At 60.6% G+C, this 11,862-nt stretch carries 10 protein-coding genes and 1 pseudogene; 4 read left to right on the top strand and 7 right to left on the bottom strand.

Translation table 11 applies throughout. From position 1 onward, the window contains the following. Positions 1 to 22: 22 nt before the first annotated feature. Together AB4N74_RS10500 and AB4N74_RS10495 are read right to left on the bottom strand one after the other, a co-directional pair. Positions 23 to 3,121, bottom strand: a complete 3,099-nt coding sequence (locus AB4N74_RS10500; RefSeq protein WP_460099954.1) for a multidrug efflux RND transporter permease subunit — start codon at positions 3,119 to 3,121, stop codon at positions 23 to 25. Between the two features lie 15 nt (positions 3,122 to 3,136). Continuing rightward, complete coding sequence (locus tag AB4N74_RS10495) at positions 3,137 to 4,294, bottom strand: efflux RND transporter periplasmic adaptor subunit (RefSeq protein ID WP_099759267.1); 1,158 nt, start codon at positions 4,292 to 4,294, stop codon at positions 3,137 to 3,139. A 266-nt stretch (positions 4,295 to 4,560) separates the two neighbouring features. Between AB4N74_RS10495 and AB4N74_RS10490 the strand changes: the two genes are divergently transcribed. Both AB4N74_RS10490 and AB4N74_RS10485 read left to right on the top strand, forming a co-directional pair. Then, positions 4,561 to 5,262: a response regulator gene (locus tag AB4N74_RS10490; RefSeq protein WP_007912171.1), complete on the top strand. Its 702-nt coding sequence runs from the start codon at positions 4,561 to 4,563 to the stop codon at positions 5,260 to 5,262. A 4-nt stretch (positions 5,263 to 5,266) separates the two neighbouring features. After that, on the top strand, positions 5,267 to 6,568 hold the full coding sequence (locus AB4N74_RS10485) for an ATP-binding protein (protein WP_093431171.1): 1,302 nt from the start codon (positions 5,267 to 5,269) through the stop codon (positions 6,566 to 6,568). Between the two features lie 128 nt (positions 6,569 to 6,696). On the opposite strand, the gene pncA is transcribed toward AB4N74_RS10485, so the two are convergent. The 4 genes from pncA to AB4N74_RS10465 form a co-directional block, all read right to left on the bottom strand. After that, positions 6,697 to 7,323, bottom strand: coding sequence for a bifunctional nicotinamidase/pyrazinamidase (gene pncA / locus AB4N74_RS10480; protein WP_460099950.1), 627 nt, complete (start codon positions 7,321 to 7,323; stop codon positions 6,697 to 6,699). Positions 7,324 to 7,370: 47 nt separating this feature from the next. Continuing rightward, positions 7,371 to 8,132, bottom strand: coding sequence for an anti-sigma factor (locus tag AB4N74_RS10475; RefSeq protein ID WP_460099947.1), 762 nt, complete (start codon positions 8,130 to 8,132; stop codon positions 7,371 to 7,373). Next, positions 8,129 to 8,614, bottom strand: coding sequence for a sigma-70 family RNA polymerase sigma factor (locus tag AB4N74_RS10470; protein WP_460101116.1), 486 nt, complete (start codon positions 8,612 to 8,614; stop codon positions 8,129 to 8,131). Before AB4N74_RS10470 ends, AB4N74_RS10475 begins: the two co-directional genes overlap by 4 nt. Before the next feature lie 63 nt (positions 8,615 to 8,677). Beyond that, a complete protein-coding gene (locus AB4N74_RS10465) occupies positions 8,678 to 9,211 on the bottom strand; it encodes a tetratricopeptide repeat protein (protein ID WP_460099944.1) in 534 nt (177 codons plus the stop codon). 159 nt (positions 9,212 to 9,370) lie between these two features. On the opposite strand from AB4N74_RS10465, the gene AB4N74_RS10460 reads away from it, so the two are divergent. After that, positions 9,371 to 10,144, top strand: a complete 774-nt coding sequence (locus AB4N74_RS10460; protein WP_320336695.1) for a class I SAM-dependent methyltransferase — start codon at positions 9,371 to 9,373, stop codon at positions 10,142 to 10,144. A 120-nt stretch (positions 10,145 to 10,264) separates the two neighbouring features. Here AB4N74_RS10460 and AB4N74_RS10455 read toward each other — a convergent pair whose 3' ends face one another. Continuing rightward, positions 10,265 to 10,603, bottom strand: coding sequence for a DUF2834 domain-containing protein (locus AB4N74_RS10455; RefSeq protein WP_460099941.1), 339 nt, complete (start codon positions 10,601 to 10,603; stop codon positions 10,265 to 10,267). Between the two features lie 249 nt (positions 10,604 to 10,852). Here AB4N74_RS10455 and ilvA point away from each other — a divergent pair. Continuing rightward, positions 10,853 to 11,848 (top strand): annotated as a pseudogene (ilvA, locus tag AB4N74_RS10450) (threonine ammonia-lyase, biosynthetic); the annotation flags it as partial. Positions 11,849 to 11,862: the final 14 nt, after the last annotated feature.

The following is an 11,862-nucleotide window of genomic DNA, read 5'->3' as shown; positions in this document are numbered from 1 at the left end:
AAGCTCGCTCCCACAATTGGTATCAGTGGGGTTTGGTGAAGCGTTGTACGAGCTTCATGACGACGACGAAGAAGACCGGCACGAAGATCACCGCCAGCGTCGCGGTAATCATCCCGCCGATCACTCCTGTACCGATCGCTTGCTGACTCGCCGAACTGGCACCCGTGGCAATGGCCAATGGCACCACGCCGAGAATGAACGCGAGCGACGTCATCACGATCGGCCGCAAGCGCAAGCGAGCAGCCTGCAACGTCGCATCAATCAGATCGTGACCTTCGTCGTACAAGCTCTTGGCAAACTCGATGATCAGGATCGCGTTCTTCGCCGACAGACCGATGATGGTGATCAGACCAACCTTGAAGAACACATCGTTGGGCATGCCGCGCAATGTCACCGCCAGCACCGCGCCGAGCACGCCCAGCGGCACTACCAGCAATACCGAGGTCGGAATCGACCAGCTCTCGTACAGCGCCGCCAGACACAGGAACACCACCAGCAACGACAGCCCAAGCAGAATCGGCGCCTGATTGCCGGACAAGCGTTCCTGCAACGACAACCCGGTCCATTCCTGGCCCAGTCCTTTCGGCCCCTGCGCCACCAGGCGTTCAATCTCCGCCATGGCCTCACCGGTGCTGTGCCCCGGCGACGGTTCGCCGGAAATCGCGATCGCCGGATAGCCGTTGTAACGGGTCAACTGCGCCGGGCCTTGAATCCAGTTGGCCTGCACGAACGCGGACAGCGGCACCATGTGCCCGGTGTTGTTGCGTACGTGCATTTTCAGCAGATCGGCCACCTGGCTGCGTTGATCGCCTTCGGCTTGCACGACAACACGCTGCATGCGCCCCTGATTGGGGAAATCGTTGATGTAGCTGGAGCCGACGGCAGTCGACAGCACGTTGCCGATATCGGCGAATGAGACGCCAAGGGCATTGGCCTGCTTGCGGTCGACCACCAATTGCACCTGCGGCGCTTCGGCCAGCGCGCTTTCTCGCACGTTCATCAGTACCGGGCTTTTCTCGGCGGCTGCGAGCAGTTCGGTGCGCGCTTGCATCAAGGTCGCATGGCCGAGGCCGCCGCGATCCTGCAAGCGGAACTCGAAGCCGCTCGATGTGCCGAGGCCATCCACGGGCGGTGGCAGCACCGAGAATGCCATGGCGTCCTTGATTTCAGTCAGTGCGATATTGGCGCGATCGGCAATCGAGCTGGCGGCATCATCACTGCTGCGCTGCGACCAGTCCTTCAGCGTCGAGAACGCCAACGCTGCGTTCTGGCCGCTACCGGAGAAGCTGAAACCGAGAATCACCACCGTGTCACTGATCCCCGGCTCGTTGGCGTTATGCGCCTCAAGCTGTTCAGCCACGGCCACCGTGCGGTTCTTGGTCGCACCGGGCGGCAGTTGAATATCCGTCATGGTGTAGCCCTGATCTTCCACCGGCAGGAACGAGGAGGGCAGACGCGCAAAGCACAGGCCCAGTCCAACCAGCAGCACAGCGTAGATCAGCAGGTAACGGCCGCTGCGTTTCAGCGCATAGCCGACCCAGCCCTGATAGCGATCAGTCAGGCGCTCGAAGCGGCGGTTGAACCAGCCGAAGAACCCGGATTTTTCGTGGTGTTCGCCCTTGGCAATCGGCTTGAGCAGCGTCGCGCACAATGCCGGTGTCAGGGTCAGGGCGAGGAACGCCGAGAACAGAATTGACGTCGCCATCGACAGCGAGAACTGCTGGTAAATCACCCCGACCGAGCCTTGCATGAACGCCATCGGAATAAACACCGCGACCAGCACCAGCGTGATGCCGATGATCGCGCCGGTAATCTGTGTCATCGCCTTGCGTGTGGCTTCCTTGGGCGACAGGCCTTCGGTGGCCATGATCCGCTCGACGTTCTCCACTACAACAATGGCGTCGTCCACCAGAATACCGATGGCCAGGACCATGCCGAACATCGTTAGCACGTTGATCGAGAAGCCCAGCGCGAGCATGGTCGCGAACGTGCCCATCAGTGCCACGGGCACGACCAGCGTCGGGATCAACGTGTAGCGCACGTTCTGCAGGAACAGGAACATCACCGCAAACACCAACAGCATCGCTTCGCCCAAGGTGTAAATCACTTTGGTGATCGAGACTTTGACGAACGGCGAAGTGTCGTACGGAATCTTGTACTCCACGCCCGCCGGGAAGTAGCGCGACAGCTCATCCATCTTCGCCCGCACCAGGGTCGCGGTGTTCAGCGCGTTGGCGCCCGGCGACAACTGCACGCCGACAGCGGTCGACGGTTTGCCGTTGAGACGCGTACCGAACTGGTATTCCTGACTGCCGATCTCGACTCGCGCGACGTCACCGATGCGCACGGTGGAGCCGTCGCGATTGGCCTTGAGCACAATGTCGGCGAACTCTTGCGGTGTCGACAACTGACCTTTCACCAGAATGGTCGCAGTAATTTCCTGGCTGGACGGATTCGGCAGATCGCCGATGCTGCCAGCGGACACCTGGGCGTTCTGCGCGACGATGGCGGCGTTGACATCGGCAGGCGTCAGGTTGAACGCGATCAGCTTCTGCGGATCGATCCAGATGCGCATGGCCCGTTCGGCGCCATACAACTGCGCCTTGCCGACACCGTCCAGACGCTTGATCTCGTTCATCACGTTACGCGCCAGATAATCGCTGAGCGCTACGTCATCGAGCTTGCCATCGCTGGAGGTCAGGGTGATCAGCAAGAGAAAACCGGACGAGACTTTTTCAACCTGCAAACCCTGCTGAGTCACCGCTTGCGGCAGGCGCGACTCGACCACTTTGAGGCGGTTTTGCACGTCGACTTGCGCCAGCTCCGGGTTGGTGCCCGGCTGGAACGTGGCTTTGATCGTCGCACTGCCGAGGCTGCTTTGCGATTCGAAATACAGCAAGTGATCGGCGCCGTTAAGCTCTTCCTCGATAAGGCTGACTACGCTTTCATCGACGGTCTGCGCCGAGGCGCCGGGATACACGGCGTAGATTTCGATTTGCGGCGGGGCGACGTCGGGGTATTGCGCCACCGGCAACTGCGGGATGGCCAGCGCACCGGCCAACAGGATGAACAGCGCGACGACCCAGGCAAACACCGGGCGGTCGATGAAGAACTGCGGCATAGAAAAGCGTCCTGCTTACTGACCAGAGGTCTGGGCAAGTGGAAGAGGGGTGTCGTCGATCTGCACGGTTTCGCCGGGGCGGGCGTGTTGCAGGCCTTCGATGACGATGCGGTCGCCGGGCTTGAGGCCGCCGGTGACGATCCAGCGATTGTTCTGCACCGCACCCAGTTGCACCGGTTGCTCAGCGACGCGCATCTGCTCATCGACGGTCAACACCTGAGCAATGCCGGCGCTGTCACGCTGCACGGCACGCTGCGGCACGGTAATGCCGTTCTGGATGGTGGCCTGCTCCAGACGCACGCGGATGAAACTGCCCGGTAGCAAGTCGAGATCCGGGTTGGGGAATTCGCTGCGCAGGATGATCTGACCCGTGCCCGGGTCGACGGTGATGTCGCTGAAGAGCAATTTGCCTGGCAGCGGATACAGGCTGCCGTCATCCTGAATCAGCGTGGCTTTGACCTGATCCTGGCCGACTTCCTGCAGTTGCCCGGAACGGAACGCGCGGCGCAACTCGTTGAGTTCACGGGTCGACTGGGTGAGGTCGGCGTGAATCGGGTTGAGCTGCTGAATCAGTGCCAACGGTGTGGTTTCGTTCTGCCCGACCAGTGCGCCTTCGGTGACCAGCGCACGGCCGACGCGACCGGAAATCGGCGCGGTGACGGTGGCATAACCCAGATTCAGTTTCGCCCGCTCGACGGCAGCCTTGTTGGCCGCAACGTCAGCGGCGGTTTGCCGGGCATTGGCGCGGGCGTTGTCGTAGTCCTGAGCGCTGATGGCTTTGTCATCGATCAACTGGGCGTAGCGTTGCTCTTGCAGTTTCGCTTGAAAGGCATTGGCTTCTGCCTTGCGCAACGCTGCTTCAGCGCTGTCGAGGTCAGCCTTGAACGGCGCCGGGTCGATGCGAAACAGCACGTCGCCCTTTTTCACGTCACTGCCTTCGCGGAAGGTGCGTTGCAAGACCACACCGGCCACCCGTGCCCGTACTTCGGCAATCCGTGGTGCGGCGATGCGGCCGCTGAGTTCGCTGCTGATTGTCAGGGGATGCGCTTCGAGCGTCTCGATGCGCACCGTGGCCGGTGATGCCTGATCCTCGGCTTTCGAGGATGAATCACAGGCGCTCAGTGTCAGCGCCATCGCGATCAGGCCGAGTCCGGCCAGCAGTTTCTTCGACATGTACAACCCCCAATATTGATGTCCGCATCCTACGGGCAGACGCCGAGATTAGCGGTGAAGCTTTGTAGGCGCTGTGTGAAATTGTGTAAGGGTTTTGCTCAGGGATGGGCGAGGGCGTATATCCTTCAGGTCTTGAAATTTATTGCGACAGATAGATAGCTTTCGCGAGCAGGCTCGCTCCCACAGGGGATCGCATTCCAAGTGTGGGAGCGAGCCTGCTCGCGAATGGGCCTTATCAGTCGCCACAGCACTTTCTGGATCACCCCATGCCCAACATCCTCCTGGTCGAAGACGACACCGCCCTCGCCGAACTGATTTCCAGCTACCTGGAACGCAACGGTTATTCCGTCAGTGTGATCGGCCGTGGCGACCACGTGCGTGAGCGAGCGCGGGTCAATCCGCCGGATCTGGTGATCCTCGACCTGATGCTGCCCGGCCTTGATGGACTGCAAGTCTGCCGTTTATTGCGCGCCGATTCGGCGACGCTGCCGATCCTGATGCTGACGGCTCGCGATGACAGTCACGATCAAGTGCTGGGCCTGGAAATGGGCGCCGACGATTACGTCACCAAACCGTGCGAGCCGCGCGTGTTGCTGGCACGGGTGCGCACCTTGTTGCGCCGCAGCAGCCTCGGCGAACCGCTGACCGCCAATGACCGCATTCTCATGGGCAATCTGTGCATCGACCTGTCTGAGCGCACCGTGACGTGGCGCGATCAGCCGGTCGAGCTGTCCAGCGGCGAATACAACTTGCTCGTGGTGCTGGCCCGACATGCCGGCGAAGTGTTGAGCCGCGACCAGATCCTGCAGCGTCTGCGCGGGATCGAATTCAACGGCACCGATCGCTCGGTGGACGTGGCGATCTCCAAGTTGCGCCGCAAGTTCGACGACCATGCGGGCGAGGCGCGCAAGATCAAGACCGTGTGGGGCAAGGGCTATCTGTTCAGCCGCTCAGAGTGGGAATGCTGAGCTGATGTTTCGCATCCTGTTTCGCCTGTATCTGGTGACGATCGTCTCCTACAGCGCGGCGATCTATCTGGTGCCGGATCTGGTGGTCATGGCGTTCCGGGATCGCTTCGTCACTTACAACCTCGATTATTCGCGCGGTCTGCAATCGCTGATTACCCGTCAGTTTCACGCCGTGCCGCAGGAGCAGTGGCCGGCGCTGGCGGCGTCGATGGACAAGGATTTTCAGCCGCTACACATCGTCCTCGCGCGGATCGACGATGCCGGGTTCACCGCTATCGAGCAGCAACGCCTGCGCCGTGGTGAAAACGTCGTTCGCATTGGCGACTGGGGCTGGCGCACGCTGGCGGTGACGCCGCTGGACGACACCACCGCCGTGCAAATGGTCGTGCCGCCGGATCCGCTGGACGTCAATCTGTTGTACTGGAGCATCAACGTGCTGATCGGCGCGAGTCTGCTCGCCTGCCTGTTGATGTGGCTGCGCCCGCACTGGCGTGATCTGGAACGCCTCAAAGGCACTGCCGAACGCTTCGGTAAAGGTCACTTGAGCGAGCGCACAAAAATCGCCCCGAGCTCCAACATCGGCAGCCTCGCCAATGTTTTCGACACCATGGCGGGCGATATCGAAAACCTGCTCAATCAGCAACGTGACCTGCTCAACGCCGTGTCCCATGAACTGCGTACGCCACTGACTCGTCTGGATTTCGGCCTGGCTTTAGCCCTGTCCGATGACTTGCCGAGCGCCAGCCGCGAGCGCTTGCTGGGACTGGTCGCGCACATTCGTGAGCTGGATGAGTTGGTGCTGGAGTTGCTTTCCTACAGCCGCTTGCAGAATCCGGCGCAACTGCCGGAGCAGGTCGAGGTGTCGCTGGATGAGTTCATCGACAGTATTCTGGGCAGTGTCGATGAAGAGCTGGAGTCGCCGGAGATCGTTATTGATGTATTGCTGCACGGTCAGTTGGAGCGTTTTTCGCTCGATCCACGCCTGACCGCGCGGGCGATCCAGAACCTGCTGCGCAATGCCATGCGCTATTGCGAAAAACGCATTCAGATTGGCGTGCAGGTCAATGCCGAGGGCTGTGAGATCTGGGTCGATGATGACGGCATCGGTATTCCCGATGATGAGCGAGAGCGGATTTTCGAGCCGTTCTATCGACTTGATCGCAGTCGGGATCGGGCTACGGGTGGGTTTGGTCTTGGTCTGGCGATCAGCCGTCGCGCGCTGGAAGCACAGGGCGGCACACTGACCGTAGAGTCTTCACCGTTGGGCGGGGCACGCTTTCGGTTGTGGTTGCCCAATAACGCCTGAGCTGCGTGACGCTGAAAATCTACCTGTGGGAGCGAGCTTGCTCGCGAAAGCGTCGGGTCAGTCAACGCATACCTGGCTGACATACCGCCTTCGCGAGCAGGCTCGCTCCCACATGGGGATTGTTTTGTTCAGACCAGCTCTGTGGATTGAATCAACCCGACCCCGGCACTTTGCATCCGCTCAATCGCTGCCGCCAGTGATCCATTCAGATCGATCGCCCGGCACGCATCCAGCACCACATAAGTATTGAACCCCGCCGCCCGTGCATCCAGCGCCGAAAACATCACGCAGAAATCCAGTGCCAGCCCCACCATGTAGACCGTATCGATCCCGCGCTCTTTCAGGTAACCGGACAGCCCCGTGGTGGTGCGGCGATCGGCTTCCAGAAAGGCTGAATAGCTGTCGATATCCGGATTGCAGCCCTTGCGAATGATCAGTTGGGCGTGAGGCAGGTCAAGTTCCCGGTGAAACTCTGCCCCCGGTGTCGATTGCACACAATGGTCGGGCCAGAGCGTCTGCTCGCCATAAGGCAATTGGATGACATCGTAGGGCTGGTGCCCGGAATGACTGGACGCAAATGAGGCGTGACCGGTCGGGTGCCAGTCCTGTGCGACGACAACCTGGGTGAACTGGCGGGCGAGCCGGTTGATCAGCGGCACAATCAGGTCTCCTTCGGGGACCGCTAATTGACCGCCGGGGGTGAAGTCGTTTTGAACGTCGATCACCAGTAAGGCAGAGCGGGATGAATCTGGCATCGTGGAGGCATCCTCGGAAAAAATACGCGCTGAGCATAGTGCAGGAACTAGCTGGTGATTAAGCGGCTTTTTAACAGTTTTGCCTTGTCTTCCAGCGCCATCGGGGCGTCGTGTCCGATCAGCATCCAGGCGTGTTCACGTTCAGTCCAATACACCACGTTCATCTCTCGCCGACGCTCATGGGCCAACGGCTGACTGCCGCTGTTCGAGCGGGTCACACACAGCGCCAATGGCCCATGTTTCGCATCCAGATAAACGATCTGCGCAATCGGTACGCCGTCGTACTCCAGCATCTGCGCCCGTTTGAATTCGGCATCAGGCAGCTTCAAAGTGGCTGGCGCAAGGTTCAGGCCCAGGCGCGCATCGACGGTGCGCAGTTGCGCGCGTTGGGAGGCTTCGTCGGTGGGCAGGTGATCGAGCGTTTGCGGCACATACAGCGCCATGTAATCGCCCACCAATGCCCGCCAGTTGTTCGATTGCGCGGCGTGCCAGCCGAGGAATAACCGGTCGGCCAACACGCCTCCGGCCAACAGCGCAGCGGCGGCGCCACCGATAAACCAGCGGCGATTGAAGCCCGGAGGCTGCGGCGCTGGAATGGCGTCCAGCCGCGCTTGCAGACGCTCCAGCGGGGCCTGTTGCGCCAGCTCGTTATAGGCGTTCTTGTACGGCAGGTTGCTGCGACTGAGCCATTGCACGCGCAGACTCAGCAGTGAGTCTTCGGCAATGGCGTTGTCGAGTTGATGGCGATAGTCGCCGTCGAGTTCGCCGTCGAGGTAGGCGACCAGTTGCTCATCCGAAGGTGGGTTCATGATCGGTCTCCTTCGGTGGATTTCGGCACGGTCTGCAGCGGTGGGTATTCGGCGAGTTTGAGGCGGGCGGTGGCCAGGCGGCTCATGACCGTGCCGATCGGCACTTGCAGGATTTCAGCGACTTCGCGGTAGGACAAGCCTTCGACATAGGCGAGGTAGACCGTTTCGCGCTGGGTCTCGGGCAGCGCGTCGACGCGGCGGATCACTTGCGCGGCCATCACATGCGTCTGCGCGGCGTACTCACCATCAAACGCCAGTTGTCCATCGGCATCGACCTGGCCCGCACCCTGACGCACGCGCCGAGCGCGCACTTCATTGAGCCAGATCGAATGCAGAATGCTCAGCAACCAGCGATCCATGCGCGAGCCGGCGATGTACTGATTGGCGCGCTCCAGCGCTCGCACGCAGGTGGCTTGCACCAGATCCTCGGCCACGTGCCGATTGCGCGACAGCAGTAGACCGTAGCGCCACAGTCGCGCCAGGTGCTGCCCGAGTTCTGCTCTGAATGCCTGATCGTTGAAGATGATGGCGGCCCTTATAAGTGCTCAGGTTTTCGATGAGTCGTTGATGGCTTCGGCCAGGTCCTGATATTCCTCGCACGACGTGCCGCAAATCGATTGGATCTGCTGCAACTGCTCCTGCGCCAGGTCAACGCGGCCTTTGATCACATAGGCCTCGCCGAGGTATTCGCGCACTTGCGCGTACTGCGGGTCGAGTTTTACCGATTGCAGGTAATAACCGATGCCCTCGTCAGTGCGCCCCAGCTTGCGCGTGGCGTAGCCGCGATAGTTGAGAGCCTTGGCGGTGTGCGGTTGCTTCAGCGTGTCGAGCAACGCCAGGGCCTCTTCGTAGCGACCGGCCTTGGCAAGGCGATAGGCGTAATCAGTACGGTCGGCATCCGAAAGTGCTTTGCTGACTTGCATCACACACTTCTGGGTTTTGCTGTCCCAGACCTGGCCTTTCGGGCATTCCGGCTTCTGCACCGGCGCGTCTTCATCGCCATTGGCCAGGGCCGATTGGCTGGACATCGCCGCGACCAGTAACAACGGGGCGGCGAACATAACGGAACGGATAGTCATGGGCAAGGCTCCACAGAAAGTTATGGTTCACTTTGAACACCACAGGGTGAATTTTTATTCATTGCTTTATCAGTGACTGTTCAAGGTAAGCGTAAATTCAAGCGCTATGCTCGGGAGCGTCTGCCGTCGATCCGATGTTTTGCCGTAAGGAGAGTTGCCATGACCGACCACGTCCATCACTCAGCCGCTGCCGGCTACAAAACGGCTGCCGACACCTATGTGAAAGGTCGGCCGGACTATCCGCCGCAGGTCAGTGAGTGGTTGGCCGCGACGCTGGGCCTGGATGGGCATAAAACGGTGATTGATCTGGGCGCCGGCACCGGCAAGTTCACCGGACGCTTGGTGGCGACCGGCGCGCAAGTGATCGCGGTTGAACCGGTGCCGCAGATGCTGGAAAAGCTGTCTGACGTCTGGCCTGATGTGCTGGCCGTGAGCGGCACGGCGACCGATCTGCCGTTGCCGGACGCTTCAGTCGATGCAGTGATTTGCGCGCAAGCGTTTCACTGGTTCGCCAGTGCAGAGGCGCTGACCGAAATCGCTCGAGTACTCAAGTCCGGAGGCAAGTTGGGGCTGATCTGGAACCTGCGTGACACCGACGTCAGTTGGGTGCCGAAACTGGACGCCATCGTCAACGCACTGGAAGGGGACACGCCGCGCTATTACACAGGTGCCTGGCGCAAAGCGTTTCCGCACCCGGCATTCGCGCCTTTGCAGGTCGAGCGGTTCCACCATGGCCATACCGGCTCGCCAGAAGACGTGATTCTCAATCGGGTGCGCTCCACCAGTTTCATCGCCGCGCTGCCGGAGGCGCAACGGGCGAAAATCGATGAACAGATTCGTGCGTTAATCGCCACAGAGCCGGAACTGCGTGGCAGGGATGTGGTGACAGTGCCGTATGAAACGGCGGCGTTCGTCGCCGTAAAAAAGGGCTGAATCCCAAGACATTTCAGTGTAGGAGTGAGCCTGCTCGCGATACCGGACTGTCAGTCACCTCATCTTTGGCTGACACTCCGCTATCGCGAGCAGGCTCACTCCTACAGGGTTTTCAGGTGTTCATAGTATCTGGCTGCACTTTTCCACCGCCTTGCGCCGCTCGCGAACCCCACGCACCACCAGATACAATAACGGCCCGATCGACACGAAAACCGCCGTCAACAACAAATATGGCACCACCGACCAAACCGACTGCCCACGCGACCGCGCATCCTTAACCATCCAGATACCCGCCAGCGTGGCCAGCAGATACAGATCAATCACAACCTGCGCGGTGTCGGGCCGCGACATCAGGCTGATGCCGAAGTCGATCAACGACTGTTCAGCCTGGAGCATCACCGAAACGGTGTAACCGCTAAACGCGAGCAAAGCCGTGAGGGGCAGGGCGATCGACATCATGTATTCCTTCCGTGGTGTGATGAGAGAGTCGCCAGACTAACGCCGCCGCGCAAAATTGGCCATTGACTCGCCAATAGCGCACAGGCTAATTTCCAGCCCATGACTTCGACTGTATCGCGCTGCCAGCCAATGATTATTACCGCCATTCCTCATTTGGCGGGCTAGCTCACGACTGCAGCACCCAACCCGCCCTAGAGGCGGGTTTTTACTTTCTGTCTCCGGGGTTTTGAAAAATGTCAGGAGACGACCATGCCGCACAGCCCCGATCAGCAAACCCTGCTTGAGCACTACGTGAAAAAGATCCTCGCCGCGCCGGTGTACGACCTCGCGGTGCGCACGCCTTTGCAAGCGGCGCCGGCGTTGTCTGAGGCGCTGGGCAACCGGATTCTGCTCAAGCGTGAAGACCTGCAACCGACGTTCTCCTTCAAGATCCGTGGCGCCTACAACAAACTGGTGCAACTCACCGAGGAGCAAAAGGCGCGCGGGGTGATCACCGCATCGGCCGGCAATCACGCACAAGGTGTGGCGTTGGCAGCGCGCGAGCTGGGTATCGCGGCGACCATCGTCATGCCGGCGACGACGCCAGAATTGAAAGTGCTGGGTGTGCGCAGTCGTGGCGCTGAAGCGCTGCTGCATGGCGAGAGTTTCCCGTTCGCCCTGGCGCATGCGCTGCAACTGGCAGAACAGAGCGGACGCACCTTCGTGTCACCGTTCGATGACCCGGAGGTGATCGCCGGGCAGGGCACTGTGGCGATGGAAATTCTTCGTCAGCACCAAGGTTCGCTGGATGCGATTTTTATCCCGGTAGGTGGTGGCGGTCTGATCGCCGGCATCGCGGCCTACGTCAAATACCTGCGCCCGGAAGTGCGGATCATCGGCGTCGAATCCGAACACTCAGCGTGCCTGAAGGCCGCGCTCGAAGCCGATCAGCGCGTGGTGCTGCCGAATGTCGGGACGTTCGCCGATGGCGTGGCGGTAGCGCAAATTGGCGCGTTCGGATTTGAGGTCTGCCGCTTTTGCGTCGACGAAGTCATCACCGTCAGCAACGACGACCTCTGCGCGGCGATCAAGAATATCTACGACGATACCCGCTCGATCACCGAACCTTCCGGCGCTCTGGCCGTTGCAGGCATCAAGCAATACGTAGCGCGAACCGGGGCGAAAGAGCAGACATTCGTGGCGATCGACTCGGGCGCTAATATCAACTTCGACAGCCTGCGCCATGTCGCCGAGCGCGCCGCGTTGTGCGGCGTCTCGGC

It is taken from the genome of Pseudomonas sp. H3_C08 (genome assembly GCF_054669455.1).
Note: the sequence above shows the minus strand (reverse complement) of the source record. Positions and strands in the feature narration are given on the sequence as shown.